This window comes from Pseudomonas sp. FR229a, assembly GCF_030209115.1.
Lineage (GTDB): Bacteria > Pseudomonadota > Gammaproteobacteria > Pseudomonadales > Pseudomonadaceae > Aquipseudomonas > Aquipseudomonas moraviensis_A.
Map to the genome: position 1 here is coordinate 27,550 of NZ_JARVSP010000024.1, position 24,505 is coordinate 52,054.

Genomic DNA, 24,505 nt, shown 5'->3' on the forward strand with positions numbered 1-24,505 from the left:
GGAAAAACGCGTGCAAGAGTTAATCGAGTCGGTAGGACAACTTTCGGCTAAGCAAAGAAAGGCTCTGGCGGTTCTGCTCAAGCAGAAAGGCGTCAACCTCTTTGACATTGCCCCGGTTTTCAAGCGCACGGCTGAAGAGCCGTTGCTGCTGTCCTACGCTCAGCAGCGCCAGTGGTTCCTCTGGCAGTGGGCACCGCACAGCGCGGCCTACAACATTCCGACGGCCCTGCGCTTGCAGGGCCCGCTGGATGTGCCGGCACTGGAACGCAGCATCGCGGCGCTGATCGGACGCCACGAAACCTTGCGCACGGTATTCACTCAAGACAGTGCACAACCCTTGCAAGTGGTCCTGCCCGCAGGACCTTTTGCGTTGGAGATTCATCACCTGAGCGCTGATCTGGCGAACGACCCGGACAGCTCGATCCAGGCCTTCGTCCAGACCCAGAGCCAGAAGACTTTCGACCTGCAGCACGGCCCGTTGCTGCGTGCCGCGCTGCTCCAGGTCAGCCCCGCTGAGCATGTGCTGGTGCTGACCCTGCACCACATCGTTTCCGATGGCTGGTCGCTGCAAGTGATGATCGAGGAACTGGTGCAGCTCTACGCCGGTTTCAACCTCGGTCACGACGCCGGTTTGCCCGCGCTGCCGATCCAGTACGCCGATTACGCGTTGTGGCAGCGCCAGTGGATGGAAGCCGGGGAGCAGGAGCGCCAACTGGCCTACTGGCAGGAAAAACTCGGCGGCGAACAGCCGGTGCTGGAGCTGCCGCTGGATCGCCCGCGCGCGGTCGAGCAGAGCTTCGCCGGCGCCAGCCATAACCTGATTCTTGACCCGGTGCTGAGCAATGCCCTCAAGGCCTTCGCCCGGCAGGAAAACGTCACGCTGTTCGTGTTGCTGCTGGCTTCGTTTCACGCCTTGTTGCATCGCTACAGCGGGCAAAGCGATATCCGTGTCGGCGTGCCGGTGGCCAACCGTGGCCGGGTGGAAATCGAGCGCCTGATCGGCTTCTTCGTCAATACCCAAGTGCTCAAGGCGGATGTCGACGCAGAGTTGCCATTTGTCGAGCTGCTGCGTCAGGTCAAACAGACCGCGCAGGAGGCGCAGGCGCATCAGGACTTGCCCTTCGAGCAACTGGTCGAAGCGCTGGAACCGGGCCGCAGCCTCAGTCACAGTCCGCTGTTCCAGGTCATGTTCAACCACCAGGCCGAGCGCCGTGCGAGCGTTGCGACGCGCCTGAACGGTCTGAACATCGCGCCGCTGGAATGGCAGAGCCAGACCGCGCAATTCGACCTGACCCTCAACACCACCGAACAGGCCCACGGCATCGAAGCGGTACTCAAGTACGCCACCGACCTGTTCGACGCGGCGACTATCGAGCGCCTTGCGCAACACTGGACTGCGCTGTTGCAGGCGATCGTCGCCGAGCCGACCCAGCGCATCGGCCAATTGCCGATACTCGACGCCGGCCAGCAGCAACAGCTGTTGGCGCAATGGAATCCGCCGCGGGTCGAACAACCGCTGACCCAGTGCATCCAGCAAGCCATCGAAGCCCAGGCCGCGCGGCATGCCGACGCGGTGGCCGTGACCTTTGCCGGGCAATGCCTGACCTACGCTGAACTCAATCGCCGCGCCAACCAATGGGCGCATACGCTGATCGAGCGGGGTGTCGGCCCGGACGTGCGCGTCGGCGTTGCGGTCGAGCGTTCGCTGGACATGATCGTCGCCATTCTCGCGGTGCTGAAGGCCGGCGGTGCCTATGTGCCGCTGGACCCGAGCTACCCGGATGATCGCTTGAGTTACATGATCGACGACAGCGGCATTCAATTGCTGTTGACCCAGGGTCATTTGCTCGGGCAGTTGCCGATTCCACCGGGGCTGGTCTGCCTCGATCTGGATCAGGCGCCGGAACACAGCATCGAAAGCAACCCGCCGTGCCTGATCACGCCGGACAATCTGGCCTACGTCATTTACACATCCGGTTCCACCGGCAAACCCAAAGGCGCGTTGCTGCCGCACGGCAACGTCATGCGCCTGTTCAGCGCCACCGAGCAGTGGTTCGATTTCGGCCCGCAGGACAGCTGGACGCTGTTCCATTCCTACGCGTTCGACTTTTCGGTGTGGGAGATTTTCGGCGCGCTGTTGTATGGCGGCAAACTGGTGGTCGTGCCCCACGATGTCAGCCGTTCGCCGGAGGATTTCTACACGCTGCTCTGCGATGAAAATGTCACGGTGTTGAACCAGACGCCGTCGGCGTTCAAGCCGTTGATGCAGGTCGCCTGTGACTCTGCGCGCAGTAATGCCCTGCGTTACGTGGTGTTCGGTGGCGAGGCGCTGGAAGTGCAGAACCTGCGCCCGTGGTTCGAACGTTTTGGCGACCGCGCGCCGACGCTGATCAACATGTACGGCATCACCGAAACGACCGTGCACGTGACTTACCGGCCGTTGTCGCTGGCGGATCTGCACAGCAACCACAGCAGCCCGATTGGCGCGCCGATAGTCGACCTGTCGTGGTACTTGCTCGACGGCTCGCTCAACCTGGTGCCGCAAGGCTGCATCGGCGAGTTGTACATCGCCGGTGCCGGTCTGGCCCGTGGTTATCTGAATCAGTCCGGCATGAGCGCCACCCGCTTCGTGCCCGACCCGTTCAATCGCAAGGCAGGCGAGCGCCTGTATCGTACCGGCGACCTCGCACGGCTGCGCGGTGACGGGGTGATCGAGTACATCGGCCGTATCGACCACCAAGTGAAAATCCGTGGCTTCCGCATCGAGCTCGGCGAAATCGAAGCGCAACTGCTCATGCATCCGCAGGTGCGCGAAGCGGTGGTGCTGGCGGTGGACGGCCTCAGCGGCCAGCAACTGGCAACCTGGGTCGTGCCCGTCGAGGCTGTGAACGCGGACGAGCAGGGCGCGCTGCGCGATTCGATCAAGGCGCACCTGCGCGAAACCCTGCCGGATTACATGGTCCCGGTCAGTTGGGCGTTCCTTGACCTGCTGCCACTGACCGCCAACGGCAAACTCGATCGCAAGCAGCTGCCGCAGCCGGACGTCGCCCAGGTGCAGGAGGCGTACGCCGCACCGCGTAGTGAACTGGAACAGCGTCTGGCCGAGATCTGGCAAGACGTGCTCAAAGTCGAACGGGTCGGCCTGCACGACAACTTCTTCGAGCTGGGCGGTGATTCGATCATCTCGATTCAGGTAGTCAGTCGCGCGCGGCAGGCCGGCATTCGCTTCACGCCCAAGGACATTTTTCAGCACCAGACCGTGCAGCGTCTGGCCACCGTCGCGCAACAGAGCGACGCCGTGCAAACGGAGCAGGGCGAGGTGCTCGGCGACGCTCCGCTGACGCCGATCCAGCATTACTTCTTCCACAGCGACATCCCGGCGCGCCATCACTGGAACCAGTCGATCCTGCTGACCCCGGCGAAAACCCTGCAAGCCGCTGCGCTGCAACAGGCCTTGGCACAAGTGCAGAAACAGCACGACGCCTTGCGTCTGCGTTATCGCCAAACCGAACAGGGCTGGCAGCAAAGCCACGGCGCGGCGGATCAGCCACACGACTTGTTGCGCAGCTTTATGCTGGACGACAGCGCGGCCTTGCCAGCGCTGTGCCTGGACCTGCAGCGCAGCCTCGACCTGCAAAACGGCCCGCTGATCCGCGCGGTGCTGGTCGACTTGCCGGACGCCAGTCAGCGTCTGCTGTTGGTCATCCATCACCTGGTGGTCGACGGCGTGTCGTGGCGAATCCTGCTGGAAGACCTGCAAAGCGCCTATCAGCAGATCAGCAGCGGACAGAGCGTGCACCTGCCGGCGAAGACCAGCGCGTTCAAGGACTGGGGCCTGCGCCTGCAAGAGCATGCGTGCAGCGCGGCGCTGGACAGTGAACTGGCCTACTGGCGCGAGCAGTTGCGCGACGTGCCGCTCGGTTTGCCGCTGGACAATCCGCAGGGCCAGTTGAACAACCGCTTCGAGCGCAGCGTCGACACGCGGCTGGACGCCGAACGGACCCGCCAGTTGCTGCAACAGGCCCCGGCGGTCTATCGCACCCAGGTCAACGACCTGCTACTGACCGCACTGGCGCGAGTGTTGTGTGAGTGGACCGCCAGCGACAGTGCGCTGGTGCAGCTCGAAGGACACGGCCGCGAAGACCTCTTCGATGACATCGACCTGAGCCGCACCGTGGGCTGGTTCACCAGCATGTTCCCGGTGCGCCTGACGCCAAACGCCAGTCTGGAAACCTCGATCAAAGGCATCAAGGAACAACTGCGCGCGATCCCCAACAAGGGTATCGGCTACGGTTTGTTGCGTTATCTCGGCACGCCCGACGCACAAGCGGCGTTGCATGAACTGGCGCAACCGCAGGTGACGTTCAACTACCTCGGCCAGTTCGATAACAACTTCGACGAAGACGCTTTGTGGCGGCCGGCCACCGAAGACAAGGGCGCCGGTCAGGACGAAAACGCGCCGATGGCCAATTGGCTGACCATCGATGGCCGGGTTTATCAGGGCCAGTTGAGCCTGACCTGGACCTACAGCAGCGATGTCTTCGAAGAGGCGACCATTGCCGCTCTGGCCCGCGCTTACGAAGTGGCGCTGAGCGAGTTGATCGACCACTGTCTCAGCCACTCGGGTGGCCTCACGCCGTCCGACGTGCCGCTGGCCGGTTTGTCCCAGGCGCATCTGGACAGCCTGCCGATCGCCGCCCAGCGCATCGAGGACATCTATCCGCTGGCGCCGATGCAGCAAGGCATTCTGTTCCACAGCCTGTACGACGCGGACGCCAGCGCCTATGTCTATCAGATGCTGCTGGACATCGACGGCCTCGACGTCGCGCGGTTCCAGCAAGCCTGGCAGCGCGTGGTCGATCGCCATGAAGTGCTGCGCGCCGGTTTCATCTGGGGCCGCGATGGCCTCGACGCGCCGTTGCAGGTGATCAACCGCCAACTGACCCTGGAAATGCCGGAAATCGATGTGCGCGATGTCGCCGATCTGCCGGCGGTGCTTGAAGCACGGGCGCAGGCTGACCGTGAACGCGGCTTCGATCTGCAGAATCCACCGTTGTTGCGCCTGTTCCTGCTGCGCACCGCCGACGATCGTCATCGGCTGATTTTCACCTGCCACCACATCCTCATGGATGGCTGGAGCAACTCGCGGATGTTCGGTGAAGTGCTGCAGGATTACGCCGGCCAGCCAGTGCCGAGCGCGCAGGGCCGCTATCGGGATTTTCTGGTATGGCTGCAGGGCCAGGACAAGGCGGCCGCGCAGGATTTCTGGCGCGGGCAATTGGCCGAACTCGACGAGCCGACCCGCCTGGCGTCGGCCTGCCACGGGCGCACCGTGCCGGGGCCGGGCAAGCAGATGCATCGTCTGCATTTCGACGAAGCATTCACCCAGCGTCTGAACAACTTCTCCCGTCAGCAACAGGTGACGCTCAACAGTCTGGTGCAGGCGGCATGGCTGCTGGTATTGCAACGCTACACCGGTCAGGCCACCGTGGCGTTTGGCGCCACCGTGTCCGGGCGTCCGGTGGAGCTGCCGGGCATCGAGGAACAACTGGGGCTGTTCATCAACACCTTGCCGGTGATCGCCAGCCCGCAGGCCTCCCTCAGTGTGGGTGACTGGGTGCGCAGCGTGCAGGACAAGAACCTGCTGCTACGCGATTACGAACAGACGCCGCTGCAGGACATTCAGCGTCTGGCCGCGTTGAGCGGCGAGGCGTTGTTCGACACCTTGCTGGTGTTCGAGAACTACCCGGTCTCCGAAGCGCTGGAGGCCAATCCGGGCGGGCTGCGTTTCTCCGGCCTGGAACATCGCGAGCAGACCAACTACGGTCTGACCCTGATCGCCGGCGCCAGCGAAGTGCTCAACCTCGATTTCAACTACCTCACCGAGCATTTTGCCGAACGCAGCGTGCTCGGTCTGGCCGGGCATTTGCGCGAAGTGCTCGAGCAATTTATCCAGGCCCCGCAGCGGGCACTCGGCGAGATCGGTCTGCTGCCGCTGGCCGAGCGTCAGACGCTGGCGCAGTGGAACGACAATCGCGCGGCTTATCCGGCCGAGCGCCTGATCTCGCAGAGCTTTGAAGCGCGGGTGGCGGCACATCCGCAGGCACTGGCGTTGAGTCATGCCGGCGTGGCCTTGAGCTACGGCGAACTGAATCGGCGTGCAAACCAGTTGGCCCGACACTTGTTGACGCTCGGCGTGACGGCCGAGGTGCGCGTCGGCGTGGCACTGCCGCGTTCGGCGGAACTGGTGATCGCCCTGATGGCAGTGCTCAAGGCCGGGGGCACCTATGTGCCGCTGGACCCTGACTACCCGGCCGACCGCGTGGCCTACATGCTCGACGACAGCCAGGCGAAAGTCCTGCTGACCCAGCAAGCGTTGCTGGCGCAATTGCCGGCGACAGAAGCGCAGGTGGCGCTGGTCGAGGCCGGCGGCGAGGCGTTTGCCGCGCAGGCACCGGACAACCTGCCGGCGCGCGCTGACTCGGCCAATCTTGCCTATGTGATCTACACCTCCGGTTCCACCGGCAAACCGAAAGGCGTGGCCATCGCCCATCGCAACGTGCAGGCACTGATTCACTGGTCCGCCGAGGTCTACAGCGAAGACGACCTGCAAGGCGTGCTGGCCTCGACGTCGGTGTGTTTCGACCTGTCGGTCTGGGAGATTTTCGTCACCCTGGCGCGTGGCGGATCCATGGTCATGGCGCGCAATGCCCTGGAGCTGCCGGACTTGCCCGAGCGTGATCAGGTGCGCCTGATCAACACCGTGCCGTCGGCGATTGCCGCGCTGCAACGCATTGGCCAGATCCCGACGGGTGTGCGCATCATCAATCTGGCGGGCGAGCCGCTGAAGCAGGCGCTGGTCGATACGCTGTACCGCGAGACCTCGGTCGCCCACGTCTACGATCTGTACGGGCCTTCCGAAGACACCACGTATTCGACCTGGACGCGCCGCGAACCCGGCGGTCAGGCCAACATCGGCCGGCCATTGCGCAACACCACTGCATACCTGCTCGACGAGCAATTGCAGGCAGCCCCAATCGGCATCGCCGCGGAGCTGTATCTGGCCGGCGACGGCATCACCCGTGGCTATCTGTTGCGCCCGGGCCTGACCGCCGAGCGCTTCGTGCCCAATCCGTTGGCGAGCAACGGCGAGCGCATGTACCGCACTGGCGACCTGACGCGCTGGCTGGATGACGGCCGAATCGAATACGTCGGCCGCATTGACCATCAGGTCAAGGTGCGCGGCTTCCGTATCGAACTGGGGGAAATCGAAGCGCGTCTGCTGGCCCAGGCCAGCGTGCACGAAGGCGTGGTGCTGGCGGTGGACGGCGTTGGCGGCCAGCAACTGGTGGCTTATGTGGTGCCGGCCGAAGCCGATCAAAGCCTCGCGCAACTGGACGCGCTGAGTGCTGAGTTGCAAACCGCGCTAAAGGCGCATCTGCCGGACTACATGGTGCCGGCGCAGTGGCTGTTCCTCGAGCAATTGCCGCTGACACCCAACGGCAAACTCGATCGCAAGGCTCTGCCGGCACCGGACGCCAGTCAGGCGCAACGCGATTACGTGGCACCGTCGACGCCGCTGGAGCAGCAACTGGCCGAGGTCTGGCAGGACATTCTGAAGATCGAGCGAGTCGGCGTGACCGACAATTTCTTCGCCCTCGGCGGCGATTCGATCATCTCGATTCAACTGGTCAGCCGCGCGCGGCAGCAGGGCATTTGCTTCACCCCCAAGGACCTGTTCCAGCAGCAGACGGTGCAGAAACTCGCCGCAGTGGTTTCGCTTGAAGACGCGCAATCCGCCAGCGCTGCCGCCTACCCGTTGGCGCAACTGGATCAGGCCCAGCTCGATGCCTTGCCGGTGCCGGCGGAGCTGATCGAAGACGTCTACCCGCTGTCGCCGATGCAGGAAGGCATGCTGTTCCATACGCTGTCGGATAACGGCAGCAGCCTTTACGTGCAACAGGTCAGCCTGCCGATCAAGGGCCTCGACGTGGAGCGCTTCCGCCGGGCCTGGGAATTCGTCATCGTCCGGCAGGCGATCCTGCGCACCAGTTTCCATTGGCAGGATGGGTTGGCCAAGCCGTTGCAGGTCGTGCATCGCCATGCGCCGCTGCAGATGCAGGTGCTCGATTGGCGTGGGCAGGACTGCAGCGAGGCGGCGATTGCCGATTTCGCCAGCGCCGACCGCGCATTGGGTTTTGATTTGTCCGAAGCGCGTTTGCAGCGCGTGACCCTGTTGCATCTGGGCGAGCAGCAGTACCAGATGATCTGGACCAGCCACCATATTCTGATGGACGGGTGGAGCAGTTCGCGGCTGTTCGGCGAGGTCTTGCAGTATTACTCCACGGGCCAGGTGACTGGCGAAAATGGCCGCTATCGCGACTTCATTGCCTGGTTGCAGGCACAGGATCAGGACGCCCAGGAGCTGTTCTGGAAAGCACGTCTGGCGGTGGTCAACGAACCGACCGCGCTGAGTCAGGCGATGCACCCGCGCCACAGCGCCGACGTTACCGGCCACGATGCGCTCTATTCGAATTGGGACAAGGCGCAAACCGCGCGTCTGCTGGAGTTCTGCCGTGATCTGCGCATCACCCCCAACACGCTGATCCAGGGTGCGTGGCTGCTGCTGTTGCAGCGCTACACCGGCCAGCAAACGGTGACCTTCGGCGCCACGGTGTCGGGGCGTCCGGAAAGTCTGCCGAATGTCGGCAACATGCTCGGCCTGTTCATCAACACCTTGCCGATCATTCAGACCCCACAGGCCGATCAGCGTCTGGCCGACTGGCTGGGCGAAGTGCAGGCCTACAACCTCGACATTCGCGACTATTCGCAGGCACCGCTGGCGGATGTGCAGCGCTGGTCGAACCTCGGTGGTCAGGCGCTGTTCGACAGCATTGTCGTGTTCGAGAACTTCCCGATCGACGAGCGCTTGCAGGAAGAAACCGACACCGAGCTGACCTTCGGCAAATCCATCGGCCATGGCGTGACCAACGTGCCGATGGACCTTGCGGTGATGCTCGGCGACGAGTTGTCGATCGAATACCTGTACCTGCGCAGCCACTTCAGCGCCGAGGCGGTGCAAGGCATTCGCCTGACCCTGGAAAACACCCTCGCGGCGATGATGGCCGCGCCGTATGAGCGATTGGGTAATCTGCAGCGTCTGTCCGCCGAACAATGGCACGCGGCGCAGGCCTGGAGTGCCGAGCCTTCTCACCGCCACGCGCCGCAGTTGCTGCCGGAGCTGATCAGTCGTCATGCGCAACAGCAACCTGACGCGATCGCCGTGCAATGCGCCGGCGAAAGCCTGAGCTACGCCGAACTCGAGCGTCAGGCCAACCGACTGGCGCAGTGCCTGATCGCCCACGGTGCCGGGCCTGAAGTGGTGATCGGCGTGGCGTTGCCGCGTTCGCTGGAAATGCTGGTGAGCTTCCTTGCCGTGCTCAAGAGCGGCGCCGCGTACGTGCCGCTGGATATCGACTATCCGCCGGAGCGCCTGGCCTACATGATCGAAGATTCGCGCATGGCTTTGCTGCTGACGCAAACCAGCCTGCGCGCGACGATGCCGACGCCGCAGGGCGTGCTGCGTCTGGAAATCGATCAGCTCGATCGCAGCCTCTACAGCGACGCTGCTCCGGTTTGCGATGTTCATGAGCAGAGCCTGGCCTATCTGGTCTACACCTCCGGTTCCACCGGGCGGCCGAAAGGCGTGGCCGTCACACAAGGCCCGCTGAGCATGCACTGCCAGGCCATCGCCGAGTTGTATGAAATGGACGCCAGCAGTTGCGAGTTGCACTTCATGTCGTTCGCTTTCGACGGCGCCCATGAACGCTGGCTGAGTACGTTGTACAGCGGCGGTCGTCTGGTGATCCGCGACGGTTGCCTATGGACCCCGGAGCAGACCTATCAGGCCCTGCACGATTACGGCGTGACCATCGCCTGCTTCCCGCCGGCCTACCTCAAGCAACTGGCCGAGTACGCGGCAGCCAGCGGCATCGCGCCGCCAGCGGTACGCATCTACTGCTTCGGTGGCGACGCGGTGCCGGAGCAAACCTTCGAACAGGTGAAAGCGGCGTTGCGTCCGCAGTACTTCACCAACGGTTATGGCCCGACCGAAACCGTGGTCACGCCGATGCTCTGGAAAGTCGCCATCAGCCAGCACTGCGAAGCGGCGTACGCGCCGATCGGCCGCGCCGTCGGTGCGCGTTCGCTGTACGTGCTCGACGACGATCTGAATCCGCTGCCGCCAGGTTTTGCCGGTGAGTTGTACATCGGCGGTTACGGTATTGCTCGCGGTTATTACGGGCGCCCCGATCTGAGCGCCGAGCGCTTCGTGCCCAACCCGTTTGCCCCGGGCGAACGCCTGTACCGCAGCGGCGATCTGGTGCGCCGCCGCCCGGACGGTGTGGTCGATTACGTCGGGCGCATCGACCATCAGGTCAAGGTGCGCGGCTTCCGTATCGAGCTGGGTGAAGTCGAGGCCAGCCTGCGTCAATTACCAACGGTCAGTGATGCTTTGGTCATCGCTCGGGACAATGCGTCCGGCAAGCAACTGATCGGTTACGTGGTCACCGCCAGCGGTGAAGACATCGGCGATGAACTCAAGGCCGGGCTGCGCGCCTCGCTGCCGGAATACATGGTGCCGGCGCAGATCGTCTGCCTCAGCGCATTCCCGGTCACGCCCAACGGCAAACTCGATCGCAAGGCACTGCCTGAACCGCAATTCAAAAGCGACGAATACCTTGCCCCGCGCACCGAGCAGGAAAGCCTGCTGGCGCAAATCTGGGCGCAGGTGCTGCAGGTCGAGCAGGTGGGTATCAGCGACAACTTCTTTGAACTGGGCGGCGACTCGATCCTCAGCCTGCAAGTGATCTCGCGGGTGAGAAACCATCCGACCCTGCAGATGGAGCTGAAGCTGCGCGATCTGATGCGCTATCAGACCATCGCCGGCATCGTCGAGCAGCAAGTGGCGAAGGAGGGCGCTGAGCAAGCGCTGCCGGACCTGACCCAGGTGGCCGCAGAAGGCGCGTTCAGTCTCCTGCCGATCCAGGAATGGTTCTTCGCCGAAGGCATGGCCGAGGCGCATCATTACAACCAGTCGTTGCTGCTCAGCGCACGTCAGCCACTGGATCTCGATGCCCTGGAACAGGCACTGGGCTTGATCGAACAACATCACGATTCGCTGCGTTTGCGCTTTTCCAAGGACGGCGGGCGCTGGTTGCAGCGCTACAGCACCAGCGCATCCGACGAGGCTGTGCTGTGGCGCCGTGAAGCGCAGAACAGCGACGAGGTCGAAGCCTTGGCCAACCTTGCGCAGCGCAGCCTCAAACTTGATGACGGACCGGTCTGGCGGGTCATGCATGTGGCCTTGCCGGACGGTCAGGCACGCTTGCTGGTGGTGATTCATCACTTGGTGGTCGACACCGTGTCGTGGCGGATTCTGCTCGACGATCTGAAAGTCGCTTATGAGGCTTGCGTGCAGGGGCTGCCAGCGCAGTTGCCGATTCGCACCAGCAGTTATCGTTCGTTCGCCGAAGCGTTGCAGGCGCAGGCGCCTGTGATTGCCGAGCAGGAATTGGCCTATTGGCTGGAGCAACTGGATCAACCGGGCGTCGATCTGCCGTGCGACAACCCGCGCGGCAAGAACCTTGTGCGGCAACAGGCGCAGGCACGGCTCAAGCTGTCCCGCGAGCACACCGAACAACTGCTCAAACAAGCCCCGGCGGTGTACGGCACGCAGATCAACGACCTGCTGCTGTCAGCGCTCAGCCGCGCCCTGTGCCGCTGGAGCCAGCAACCGTCGGCGCTGATTCTGCTTGAAGGGCACGGTCGCGAAGACCTCTTCGAATCGATCGACCTGAGCCGCAGCCTCGGCTGGTTCACCAGCATGTTCCCGGTGCGTTTGCGCCCGGACAGCGACGACATCGGCCGGTCGATCATCGATGTGCAGGCGCAACTGGCAGGTGTACCGCAGAAGGGCATCGGCTACGGCGTGCTGCGTCATCTGGCCGGCCCGGACATCTGCGCGCAACTCGCCGGTTTGCCGCAGGCGCGGGTGACGTTCAACTACCTCGGGCAGTTCGACCAGAGCTTCGATGAACAGGCGTTGCTGGTGCCGGCACTGGAAGAAACCGGCGACAACTACAGCCTCAAGGCCAACCTGGGCAACTGGCTGGAAATCGTCGGCCAGGTCTATGACGGGCAACTGGCCTTGCGCTGCATCTACAGCAACCAGCGTTACCGCGCCGGCACCATGGATGCGCTGATGAGCGATTACCAGCGTGAGCTTGAAGCGTTGATCGAGCACTGCATGGCACGGGCGGGTTGATCGCTCTTTTTGTGCGGGCGCTGCCGAGGCGCGCCCGGTTTTTTGCGGATAAAGGATCTTATCGATGTCGTTGCACCCTGATCTGGAAGCGTTTCTCGACTTGGCTCAAGACAGCCAGGACGCCGGCCTGCCGGCCATGCACCAACTGACCCCGAGCGAAGCCCGCGGCACATTCGAACAGACCACCGCGCAACTGCGCTGGCCGGCGCCGCAAGACCTTGAAGTCACCGAGATTACAACACTGACCCGGGACGGCGCGGCGCTGGCGTTGCGGTTGTATCGGCCTAACGCTGTTGCTTCACCGCTGCCGGTGCTGGTGTATTTCCACGGTGGCGGGTTTGTGGTCGGCAGTCTGGATTCCCACGACGGTGTCTGCCGTGAGTTTTGCCAGCGCACGCCGTGTGCGGTGCTCTCGGTCGGTTATCGGCTGGCGCCGGAGCATCGCTTTCCGACGGCGCTGGAGGATGGCGAGGACGCGTTGGCGTGGCTGGCCGAACAGGCTGCGAGCCTCGGCCTGGATGGTTCGCGGGTAGCCTTTGGCGGCGACAGCGCGGGCGCCACGCTGGCGACGGTGCTGGCGATTCAGGCGGTGCGGCAGCCGCACACGGTGGCCATCGCACCCAAGGCGCAGTTGTTGTGTTATCCGGTGACCGACGCTTCTCGGGTGCATGATTCGCGGCTGTTGTTTGGCGAGGGGTATTTGCTGGAGAACGAGACGCTGGACTGGTTTTATCAGCACTACGCGCGTGGGCCGGAGGATTATCTGGATTGGCGTTTTTCGCCGTTGCTGGCGGAGGATTTGCGTGGGGTGGCGCCGGCCATTGTGGTATTGGCCGGGGTTGATCCGTTGCTGGATGAGGGGCAGGCTTATGTTGATAGGCTGCGTGGGCAGGGGGTTGAGGTCGAGGTCGAGGTTTGTGCCGGGTTGACTCATGATTTGTTGCGGTTGGGGGCGGTGGTGCCTGGGGTTCTGGAGGTTTATGCGCGGGTTGGTGGGGCGCTTGCGCGGGTTCTGGTTTAGTGTGCATATCCGTTGCTGCGGGGGTTGCTGATTACGGTTCCGCCCTTACGGCGGGTCACTTTTTCCAAACGCCGAAAAAGTAACCAAAAAGGCTTGCTCCTGCGTTCGGCCCTCGCAGGCTCGGGTCCCTTCGCTGCGGGATCGATCCTGGCGCAGCGGCTCCGGTTTGCTCCGCTGCACCTACACTCGCTGTGTTTGGCTGCGCCAAACGGTCGCTGCGCTCCCACCCCCGGATCAATCCCTCCACTCAGCCTTCCGACGTCGCCCGTGGATCAAGATCAAGAGCACTCGAGCTAACGCTCATTGTTGAGTGGTGAAAAGCGTGTGGTGTGCTTTGGATCTGTGTTGGATTCGCCCCTCACCCCAGCCCTCTCCCGAGGGAGAGGGAGCCGATTTTTGGGTTTTTCAAAAGCTGTGTTCGACGCGGTATCGCACGTCGGCGTACCTTGCCCAAACACCTCACCCTAGCCCTCTCCCTCCGGGAGAGGGCTAGGGTGAGGGGCTTTTGATTTCTGCATATTTGCATTCGACTCGGTATCTCAGGTCGCCGTACTTCGCATGTATAACCCGGTTTAGTCCCCTCTCCCTCCGGGAGAGGGTTAGGGTGAGGGGCTTTTGATTTTCTGCATATTTGCATTCGACTTGGTATCTCAGGTCGCCGTACTTCGCATGTATAACCCGGTTTAGTCCCCTCTCCCTCGGGGAGAGGGTTAGGGTGAGGGGCTTTTGATTTCTGCATATTTGCATTCGACTCGGTATCTCAGGTCGCCGTACTTCGCATGTACAACCCGTTTTAGTCCCCTCTCCCTCTGGGAGAGGGCTAGGGTGAGGGGCTTTTGATCTGGCTTTTGCTTCTGCTTCTGCTTTTGCTCTGGCTTTTGATCTTTTGCCCCTTCGGCAGGCTTCGTTACGGGATCGATCCGGGCGTGGGAGCGCAGCGACCGTACGACGCAGTCGTACACAGCGAGTGTAGGTGCAGCGAAGCCAACCGGAGCCGCTGCGCCCGGATCGGTCCCGTAACGAAGGTACCCCGAGCCCCAGCGAGCGGGCCGTACGCCGGGGCAAAGCCTTTTGCTTACTTTTCGGCGTTTGGAAAAGTGAGTCGCTGTAAGAGCGAAACCGCCAGCGGCAGCACCCGCAGCAACGGATATGCCCCCAACCCCAAAAACAAAAAGCCCCGCCAAAGCGGGGCTTCCACACAACTAAGACCAATCAGAAATCAGCCTTCACCGACATCACAAAATTCCGCGGTTCGCCGTAGAAGTTACCGAACCCCTCGGTCCCGATGGTCGCGTAATAACGCTTGTCAAACAGGTTGTTGCCGTTCAACGCCACCGACCAGGTGTCATCAATCCGATAACCAATGCGACCGTTCCAGACCGCATAACCCGCGCCATCGACATTGTCCCCGCCCAGAGGCGAAACCCGGTAGGTGCCCGTCTGCGCATTGACACCCGCACCAATCGTCACCCGATCCAGCGGCCCGCTCAGGGCGTAATCACCCCATACGCGCAACAGGTGACGCGGCACGTAAGAGTTGTAGACCGCGCCATCCTGAGTCGCATCGGCATCTTCCAGCACCTTGGTCTGGGTGTAGGTATAACCGGCCAGCAATTGCAGGCGCTCGATCACTTCACCGCTGACTTCAGCTTCAAAGCCCTGGGCGCGGACCTTGCCCGAGTTGATCTGGCACGAACTGTCTTCGCAACGCAGGTCATCCTGGGCCGCATCTTTCTGAATGGTGCGGAACAGGTTGAACGTGGTGTTCAAGCGACCATCGAACCACTCACCCTTGATCCCCAGTTCGTAGCTCTGGCCAATCAGCGGCTTGAGCGTGCTGCCATCGATGGTCTTGTACGAGCCTTGCGGGGTGAAGATGTCGGTGTAGCTGGCGTAGGCGGTCAGGTTGTCGTTGAGGTCGTAGAGCAGGCCGGCGAACGGCGTGACCTGGCCGGTTTCGGTGGACTTGGTGTTGACGTCGGTGCCTTCGCCGCGGAAGTACTGCACCGAGTCAGTGTCGGATTTGTACCAACTGACCCGGCTGCCGAGCACCAGTGTCATCGGGTCGGCGAGTTTCAGGCGGGCGATCGAGTAAGCGCCGTATTGCTTGATGTGCATGTCCACCGGGCCGCCACGGGAGGCGTTGGCCAGGTAGTAGCTTTCATCCGGCTGCGGGATGTTGTGGTTCGGGTTGAACACGTTCTGACGCTGTGGCAATGCCGCCACCGCGTAGAAGTCGTCCTTGTGCGAACGGCTGGCGTTGGCGCCGACGATCAGTTCGTGCTGCTGGCCGAAAGCGTCGAATTTGCCGTCGACGTAGGCATCGAAACCGTAATCGCGCTGGTCGTAGTCATAGGTACTGCCGAGCATCAGCGTATTGGTGGCGGTGGCGCCCAATGGCACGGTGCCGCTCGGGAAGGAATATTCCATGTCCTGGGTGTTGCGCGAGTAGACACCGGCGACTTTCAGCGACCAGTCGTCGTTGAACTGGTGTTTGACGTCGGCGAAGTAGGTGGCGCGTTTGCTGCGCTGGTTGTTCCACGAGGTGTTCAGGCAAGTGGAGCGTTTCAGGTGCAGGTCGGAGCCGTCGGCGTAGCGCGGCAGGCCGCCCCAGCACGGGGTGGCGTCGACGTCTTCATAGGCCATGCCCAGACCGAGGGTGGTGTCGGGGCTGAGATCGAAGTCCAGCGCGCCGTAGTAGATCTGGTCGCGGCGTTCAGCCACATCGTAGAAATACTGCCGGGTCTGCTGGGTGACGACGGCGCGACCACGCACGGTACCGGCGTCGTTCAGCGGGCCGCCGGTGTCGACCTGGCCGCGATAGTTGTCCCAGGTGCCCGCCGACAGCGACAGCTGCGTGTGCGGGGTGTCCTGGCCGCGCTTGCGCACGAAGTTGACGCCGCCGGCGGTGCCGCCCGCGCCCTTCATCATGCCGGCCGCGCCGCGAAGGATTTCCACGCGGTCATAGATGGCCATGTCGCTGTTGAAGCTGTCCGCCTGCACGTAGCTGCTGCCGATGTCCAGCGGCACGCCGTCGTACTGGTACTGGCCGGTCATGCGGAAACCGCGCGAGTAGAAATACTTGCCGCCCATGGGCGAGTCGTAAACGGTGATGCCCGGGGTCTTCTCCATCACCTGTTCGATGGTGTTGAGGTTCTGGTCGTCGAGCATCTTGCGGGTCATCACCGTGACCGACTGCGGTGTTTCCTTGAGCGAGTGCACGCCCTTGCCGATGGTCACGCCGCCGGTGGTGTAGGAGTTGCTGCCCTCGGTGGTGGCGCCGAGGCGGTTGGCGTTGACGTTGGTCGGGGCCAGTTCCATCGCACTGCCGCTGGTGGCCGGGCCGAGCACGGTGACGGTGTTGCCGTCACGCTGATAACGGATGCCGGTGCCGCTGAGCATCGCCTTGAGCGACTCGTCGTCCTGATAGCGGCCGTTGAGGGCGCTGGAACGCAGGCCTTGCAGGCTCTCCGGGCTGTAGACGATTTGCAGGCTGGTTTGCTGACCGAGGGTCTGCAGGGCCTGGGCCAGCGGTTGGGCAGGGATGTTCAGGGTCCATTCCTGGGCCTGGACATAGGGCGCCGCCGCGAGGGTCAGTGCCAGACCCAGGCCGCTACCGGCCAGGCGAGTGCGGGTCGCGCCGTGCATCAGCAGGGCTCGAGTCAGAGGGCGAAGCATGAAACGGGATGCGGACATGAGGTTAAGACCTTGGCAGGTATAGTTGTTAATGGTTCTTATTCATCTCATTAAGACGAGGAAGCCGCGGCAAACCGGAAAAGTTTTTTCTCCGGTTCGTTCGCGGCTGCCTCGATCAGGCGGGTTGCAGTTCGCTTTTGACCTTGCCGGCCTCCATGCGCACGAGCTGATCAGCGACGTCGAAGTAACGGTCGTCGTGGGAAATCACGATGATGGTTTTGCCCAGGCGCTTGAGGTCGGGCAGCAGCTCGGTATAGAAGATCCGCCGGAACGTCGGATCCTGATCCGCGGCCCATTCGTCGAACACCAGCACCGGGCGCTCTTCGAGCCAGGCATTGACCAGTGCCAGGCGTTTGCGTTGGCCGGTGGACAGGTCGGTAGTGCTGAAGGCGCCGTCGCGCACGCTGACCTTGTGCGCAATCTCCAGGCGTTCGAGGTAGCGGGTGGCATCCTGCGGCACTTCACGATCGCCCTGAATCAGGTCATCGAACAGGTAGTAGTCGGCGAAAATCGTCGTGAAGTTCTGGCGGTAATCATCGCGGTTGACCGCAGTGATCGGCTTGTCGTTGACGCGGATTTCGCCCTCGGTCGGCGCATACAGGCCCAGCAGCAATTTGATCAGTGTGGTTTTGCCGCAGCCGTTCTCACCGACGATGAACACGATGTCGCCCTGTTCGATGCGCAGGTTTACCGGGCCGAGGCGAAACGGTTCGCTGCCTTCCACGGCCGGGAAGGCGTAGCGCACATTGCGCAGTTCCAGGCTCTCGACGGCGGCAGGCTTGTTGCCCTGATCCTGCAGCAGCAGGTGCGGCTCCGGCGAGGAGAACTGTTCGCTGAGTTCGGCGATGCGGCGGAAGGCAATCTGCGCGCGGCTGATGATCGGCAGGGTGCTGATCAGGTGTTCCAGCGGCCCCTTCATGTACAGCAGGACCAGAACAAAGCCGCTCATCACCGCTTTGTCGGTGCTCGGCCACAGCGATTGCAGGGCCAGAGCCATGCCGATGACCACGAAGAACAGCATCGAGCCAAACGACTTGGCGATGACAAACGTGTTGATCGATTTGATCTGGGTGTCGCAGATCTTTTCCGCGGTTTTCTGAATGCCGGCGACGAACATGCGCTGGCGGCGCGGGCGGTGGATGCGCAGTTCCTTGGCGCCTTCGGCGATCGCGTTGTAGTGCTTCTGCAGTTCGTCTTCGGAGTCGCGGGCGGCATAGAAACCGCGCATGCCCTTGGCCCGCGCAATCGCCTGAATGGTGGTGCCGATGGCGATAGCGACCAGCATCATCAGGAACATCGGCCACGACAGCATGGCCAGATAGCCGAGGCAGCCAAGGGTCACGGTCATCGAGATCGCCAGCGGCGCGAAGGCGAAGGCGAAGTCGCTGATGGTGTCGACGTCGTGGGTCAGCACCGGAATCAGGCGATGGCTGCGGTAGCGTTCGATCTGGTCGATCGGCGCCGAGAGGACTTTCTCCCCGAGCTCTTTGCGCAGTTTGGCGATGATGTGCTGGCCGACATAGTTGGTGCCGATGTCCGAGAGGATCGTCGTCAGCAGGGCGAGGGCACAGAGTCCGGCGAAGATCATCACCACAGTGCGGGTCAGGCCGTCATCGGAGTGCAGGGCGTTGTTGATGGTCGCCAGCAGCACGGTGACGCTCAGGCCGCCGAGCATGCCGAGCACGATGGACGCCGAAACGATCAGGCGGAAGGGCTTGAGCAGGGCGAACAATTCGTTGATCGCCCCACGCGTAGGCTTGGTCATGGAGGATTCCTGCTTCGATGCGGAGGGAGTGCCGGTACTTAAGGAAAACGATTGGTCGCGGAGTTTCTTTAAACGAGCGCAGACGGGCTGCGCTCGTCGAGGGCAGTGTCAGAGGTCGCGCACTACGCGAAAGCCCAGCCAGTCGCCCTTGCTGGTCGGCCAGCTGCTGTTGCGGTTGCCGGAGCGGGAGAAGATCGGCGCCTCGCCCCAGTCGTTGCCGCGCATGACCTGGCGCTCGCAGTTTTCCTGAGTCCACGGGCGACCGTCGGCGGGCACGCCGGAGTAGTCCGGGTGGTAGCAGTCGGCGGTCCATTCGTAGACGTTGCCGTGGGCGTCGAACACACCAAACGCGTTGGCCGGGAAGGTGCCGGCCGGCGAGGTGAAGTTGTAGCCGTCGGCCGCGCCGTAGGTGTTGGCGTGTTTGGCGATCTGGTAATCCTTGCCCTCGTCGAACGGGAACGGGAAGGGCCCGGTGCTGCCGCCCCGGGCGGCATATTCGCGGATCGATTCGCTTTGCAGGCGATAGGCGTGGCCGGTCTTCTTCGACAGCCAGTCGATGTAGCCCTGAGCCTCAGCGACGTTCATGCACACCGCCGGGTCGCGGGGCGTCTGTTTGAATTCGGGCTTGCCGGCGGTGCAGCGGCGGCCAGGGCGGTCATCGAAGTCGTAGGGCTTATTGCCGGTCTCGCGGACATAGGCGTCCCATTCGCCCACCAGCACCTGCGAGCGGCTGATGGCGAACGGTTTGCTGAAGGTCACCGTGTGCAACGGGCCTTCATCGGGCTGACGGCCAACTTCATCGTCCGGCGTGCCCATGGTGTAGCTGCCGGTCGGCAGCACGACCATTTCCGGGCAGTCCTTGCAGTCCTTGAGCACTTTGCCCGGTGCGGGCGCGGTCGCCGCCAGCGCAGTGCCGGGCATCAGTGCGCCGCAGAGGGCGCTCAGCGCCAGTGCGGGCAGGGCTTTGGAGAGGAGTGACGCGTGAGGCTTTTTCATGGGTCGTCTCTTTGAAAGGGAAAACGGCAGTCGAGGATCAGGCGCGCAGCTTGTTGCCGAGGATGTTCATGAAGCGATCCACTTCGGCTTCGCTGTTGAGCAAGCCCGGCGCGGTACGAATCACCGGCCCGACGTCGCGGCTGACCGCGTCGCAGATCACCCGGTTCTGCATCAGCCAGGCAGCCACTGCATCACTGTCCTGGTCCTTGATCCGGAAGAAGGTGAAACCGGCGGAAAACTGCGGATCGAGCGGGGTCACCAGTTCGATGTTGCGGTGCTCCTGCAGGCGTTGCTTGAGGTAGCTGTTGAGCTGATGAATGCGCGTCTGCACCTCGGCCTTGCCCAGTTGCAGGTGCAACTTGAAGGCTTCGTCCAGCGCCCAGCGATGCTCGAAGGCGTGATAGCCGCCCGGGGTCATGATGGTCGAGAAGGCTGTGGCCTCGGAGAAGGTCGGCACGCTGGGGCTGACGTATTTCAGTTCTTCGGTGCGGCTGCAGACGATGCCGGTGCCGCGCGGGCCGAACATCCACTTGTGGGTGCCGGCGATGAAAAAGTCGCAGTTCATCTGCGGGAAACTCAGGTCGTCGACGCCGAAACCGTGCACGCCATCGACCACATAGATCAGCCTGTCCTTGTCGTCGCGCTGACGGTTGTGCTCGTCGACCAGATGTGAGATCTCGCTGATCGGCAGCTTCACACCGCTGCCTGAATGCACCCAGGTCATGCCCAGCACGCGGGTCTCGGGGCGGATATTGCGGTTGATCGTGTCGAGCACCTGATCCAGAGAAATGCTCTGCGGGGTGTCGAACAGCTTGAGTTTGCGCACCTGGGTGCCGTCGCGCCGGCTGCGGAAATCGAGGATGTTGCGCGTCGAGTAATGCTCGTGAACCGTGGTGAGGATTTCCTGATCCGCGCGCACCTGCACGCTGCCGTAGATCATCGCCAGGCCCTCGGTGGTGCTGCCGGTCAGGGCGATCTGCCCCGGTTTGGCTTGCAGGTACTGGCCGGCCCAGTGGCGCACGTTTTCTTCGCGTTTCTCGGTGACGCCCAGATCCCAATCCATCGCCAGACCCGGATTCAGATCCAGCGCCGCGCGATGGCGTTCGATGGCTTCGCGCACCGGTTTGGGGTGCGAGGTGACGAGGAAATTGGCGAAGTGAATCGCCTGGGGATCCTGATCGAACAATTGACGCAACTGCGCCCATTTATCCCGCGGCGCAGCGGCCGGCGCAGCGATTGCCGCCGGCGCAGTCAGGCTGGCGCCCAGGGGCAGGGCGGCGGCGAGCAGGCCGGCGTGTTTCAGAAAAGTGCGGCGATCAGTCATGGCCGGGCCACCTCCTGGCGCGACGCCAGTGCCGGTTTCGCGGCTTTCTGCACCTGATCCCAGACGCGCATGAAGTTGCCGCCCCAGAGCTTGGCAATGTCCGCTTCGGAGTAGCCGCGCTGCAGCAGTTCGGCGGTGACGTTGCGAATTTCACCGACGTTTTCCCAGCCTTTGATCCCGCCACCATCGTTGAAGTCCGAAGCGATGCCGACGTGGTCGATACCGATCTTGCGCACCGTGTAATCGATGGCGTCGCCGAAATCCTTGAGAGTGGCTTTCGGTTCTTCTTCGAGGATCGCGTAGAGGCCGCTGGCGTACTGGCCGAGCTTCTGTTCCGACCAGGCAGTGATGATCGGATCGCCGGGCATCAGCGCCATGGCCAGATTGGGCAGCGGCGGCAGATCGAAGCGCGCACGCAGCGCATTGAGTTTGTCCTGGGTGCCTTGGGTCAGCGGTTTCAGGTACTGCGAGAAGGCGACGACCTGCACCACGCCGCCACTGTTCTTGATCAGTTGCAGCTCTTTGTCGCTGAGGTTGCGCGGAATGTCTACGGCCGCCCGGGGCGCCGAGTGCGAGGCCACCAGCGGAGTGCGGCTGAGTCCGGCGACTTGCTCAAGGGCTTTGGTCGACATCTGCGAAACGTCGATGATCACGCCCAGATCGTTCAAACGTTGCACCGCTTGTTTGCCGATCTCAGAGAGCCCGTCGAGGGCGTCGGGCGAGTCATTGAAAAACGGCAGCGGTCGCGACGAGTCGGCCCAGCTGTTGTTGCCGATGTAACTGAAACCGAACATGCGCATGCCGCGCCCGGCCCACAGGTCGAGCTTGCTCAGGTCGTTGCCCAGCGGGTAGGCGTTGAGCATGCTGATGAAAATCGCAAACTTGCCTTCGCCGTGCAGCCGGCGGAAATCATCCGGCGTGTAGGCGATGTCCGCCTGATTGGGGAAGTCGCGAACGATCCCGGAGATGATCTTGTAGCGCACTTCCTGCTGGTTGCGCGCCTCTTCGACAAAACCCTCGGTCGGGCGGTGCGGGGCGTTCGGGCCGTTCCACATTTCCGGCCAGCCGAACACCGTCAGCGCCGCACCGGACAGGCGCCCGCGATTGGCCTTGACCAGGTCGAACTGGCCCGAGCCATCCTTGTCGGCTTCGTGGTCGTGGCTGCCGAAACTCAGCGGCACGGTGATGTGGCTGTCGAACGACAGCAGGCGATCCTGCAATTCGGTCGCCTGTTTCATCACCTTCACCGGGTAGCCGGGGTTGTTCCAGTAATCCCAGGCCAGAAATCCTGCGCCGGCGCTGATCGCCAGGGCCAGTGGCAGGCCGATGAATAGAGCCTTTTTCCAACGCGGTTTTGTCATTGCCATCTCATTCAGGTTCGCCGTCGAGGTACAGGCGCAGGGGCCTTTGCTATCTGGGAAGAACGAGTGGCCGGGTGGCTAATTTAGGCGGCGTTACAAATGCCCGGCGCCGCCGTCGCGATGTTTTGCCGGCAGCGTAAATTTCCCCGTCGAGCAAACGTTCTAGCTTGGATAAAGCCTGCTTCATGGCTGACACAGGTAGGGCAATGACGATCTCTCGACGCTGGTTCATGGCGGGCATGGCACTCACGGGCGCCGCGCTGCCTGCCGCTTTTTATGCACATCGTGAACTGACTCGCGAGGAGTTTCCGATCACCCCGGGCGAGGCCACGGTCGATCTGGCCGATACCGCCGGGCAACAACTGGCGGACAATTTGCGCGGGGTCTGGGACATTCGCTTTACCGGTGCGGCGGCCGGGCTCGATGGCTTGCCGGCGCAAGGCCTGGAGCTGTTTCTCGACATCGCTCACCGTGGCCGTGGGCTGCGCGGTTATCTCGACACCGGGACCAATCTGCGTGCCGAGGGGCCTGCGCGTTATCAAGTGATCGGTGATCTGGCGCCGGGCAACGGCGCCGAGATGTATTGGCGCCTGCTGCGCACCGATGCGCCGTTAGCGCCACCGGTGTATGAATTCAAAGTCAAACTGGATGAAGTCTGGGCGGCATTCGGCAATGCCGGCAGCGCCACGTTCACCGGGCAGGTCTTGCGCCTGGATCGGCCGTTGGCGTTGCCCGAGCTGGACAATCAGTTCATCGCCATCAAGCGACGCTTTCCCGAAGCCCGCGAACGCACCGGGCTCAGTCCGCAAATGTTGGCCTGGCTGGTGGCGCCCGAACATCGGTTGTTCCATCAGCTCTGGCACGCCACCCGCGACAAGTGGCACAAGCTCTCGGAGAAAAAGCGCGAAGCGCTGCGCGGTATCGGCTGGCAGCCCGGGCCGCGTGACAAGGAGCGCGATGCCCGTGGGCCGAGCAAGGATCGCAACGGCTCCGGCGTGGACTTTTTCTTCATGCATCGGCACATGCTCGGCATCGCCCGGTCGATGCAGGATTTGCCGTCGTGGCCAGCGTTCCCGCAGCCGCAGCCAGAGCTAGAACGTGACCGACAGGGCTTCGCCCGTTATTTCGACAATCACGACGGCAACTCACTGCCGCCGACCTGGCTGGCCGAGGGCGATGACGAATACACCAAATGGGTCAGCGACATCAAAGCGGCGGAGACTTTCCAGAGCAATTTTCTGGTCTGGGAATCGCAGTACCGTGATCCGCGCTACTTGTCGAAGTTGACCCTTGGCCAGTTCGGTTCCGAAGTTGAACTGGGCCTGCACGACTGGCTGCACATGCGCTGGGCTTCGGTGGCGCGTGATCCGTCCAACGACATTCCGGTGCCGATGGCACGCGATCAGGCGGATTTCGCCGCGCGCTGGTATGCACCGGAAAACGACTTTCTCGGCGACCCGTTTTCCTCTCATGTGAACCCGGTGTTCTGGCGTTTCCACGGCTGGATCGATGATCGCCTGGAAGACTGGTTCCGCGCCCACGAGCGCTTTCATCCGGGTGAGGTGACCCGTCTGCAAGTCAATGGCGTGCCGTGGTTTGCACCGGGGCGCTGGGTGGAAGTCGCCGACCCTTGGCTCGGCCCCGACACCCACGGCTGCAGTACCGTGCCCGGCCTGCAAGTCGGGCGCTCGGTGGAGATGGACCCGGAAACCATGAAACTGGCGCTGCGCATCACCTTCGGCGACGAAGACAACTTGACCGAACTGTTCCGCAAAGTCCCCCGGCGACCGTGGTATGCACGGCATCTGAAGGTCAAGGGCCGACAGCTCTAGATCGGTTCAACACATACTCTGAATTGATCGCAATCCCTTGCAGGAGTGAGCCTGCTCGCAAGTTTTTTTTCAGGCGGTGGGGGGCTTTTTGAGTGAGTACATATCCATTGCTGCGGTAACGGCTGCTTAAGGTTCCGCCCTTACGGCGGGTCACCTTTTTCAAACGCCAAAAAGGTAACCGAAAA

General features: G+C 62.7%; 9 protein-coding genes. 3 read left to right on the forward strand and 6 right to left on the reverse strand.

From position 1 onward, the window contains the following. Nucleotides 1-10: 10 nt before the first annotated feature. On the forward strand, nucleotides 11-12,325 hold the full coding sequence (locus tag QRN33_RS19985; RefSeq protein ID WP_285409662.1) for a non-ribosomal peptide synthase/polyketide synthase: 12,315 nt from the start codon (nucleotides 11-13) through the stop codon (nucleotides 12,323-12,325). A 64-nt stretch (nucleotides 12,326-12,389) separates the two neighbouring features. Next, on the forward strand, nucleotides 12,390-13,346 hold the full coding sequence (locus tag QRN33_RS19990) for an alpha/beta hydrolase (RefSeq protein WP_285409664.1): 957 nt from the start codon (nucleotides 12,390-12,392) through the stop codon (nucleotides 13,344-13,346). 1,212 nt (nucleotides 13,347-14,558) lie between these two features. On the opposite strand, the gene QRN33_RS19995 is transcribed toward QRN33_RS19990, so the two are convergent. The 5 genes from QRN33_RS19995 to pvdM form a co-directional block, all read right to left on the reverse strand. After that, on the reverse strand, nucleotides 14,559-17,042 hold the full coding sequence (locus QRN33_RS19995) for a TonB-dependent siderophore receptor (RefSeq protein WP_173867339.1): 2,484 nt from the start codon (nucleotides 17,040-17,042) through the stop codon (nucleotides 14,559-14,561). A gap of 115 nt (nucleotides 17,043-17,157) precedes the next feature. Then, nucleotides 17,158-18,807 (reverse strand): cyclic peptide export ABC transporter, encoded by a 1,650-nt coding sequence (locus QRN33_RS20000; RefSeq protein ID WP_285409665.1) that lies wholly within the window; start codon nucleotides 18,805-18,807, stop codon nucleotides 17,158-17,160. 108 nt (nucleotides 18,808-18,915) lie between these two features. Then, on the reverse strand, nucleotides 18,916-19,803 hold the full coding sequence (pvdO, locus tag QRN33_RS20005) for a dihydropyoverdine dehydrogenase (RefSeq protein WP_285409667.1): 888 nt from the start codon (nucleotides 19,801-19,803) through the stop codon (nucleotides 18,916-18,918). A gap of 37 nt (nucleotides 19,804-19,840) precedes the next feature. Beyond that, on the reverse strand, nucleotides 19,841-21,127 hold the full coding sequence (pvdN, locus tag QRN33_RS20010; RefSeq protein WP_285409668.1) for a pyoverdine-tailoring periplasmic protein PvdN: 1,287 nt from the start codon (nucleotides 21,125-21,127) through the stop codon (nucleotides 19,841-19,843). Continuing rightward, entirely contained in the window at nucleotides 21,124-22,488 is a 1,365-nt protein-coding gene (gene pvdM / locus QRN33_RS20015; RefSeq protein ID WP_285409669.1) for a pyoverdine-tailoring dipeptidase-like protein PvdM, read from the reverse strand. Before pvdM ends, pvdN begins: the two co-directional genes overlap by 4 nt. Nucleotides 22,489-22,694: 206 nt before the next feature. Here pvdM and pvdP point away from each other — a divergent pair, with 206 nt between their 5' ends. Then, nucleotides 22,695-24,320, forward strand: coding sequence for a pyoverdine maturation tyrosinase PvdP (gene pvdP, locus QRN33_RS20020; protein ID WP_285409671.1), 1,626 nt, complete (start codon nucleotides 22,695-22,697; stop codon nucleotides 24,318-24,320). Here pvdP and QRN33_RS20025 read toward each other — a convergent pair. Beyond that, nucleotides 24,301-24,505 (reverse strand): hypothetical protein (locus QRN33_RS20025; RefSeq protein WP_285409673.1); only part of this gene is annotated, 205 nt, incomplete at its 5' end. The two genes, pvdP and QRN33_RS20025, sit on opposite strands and share 20 nt — an antisense overlap.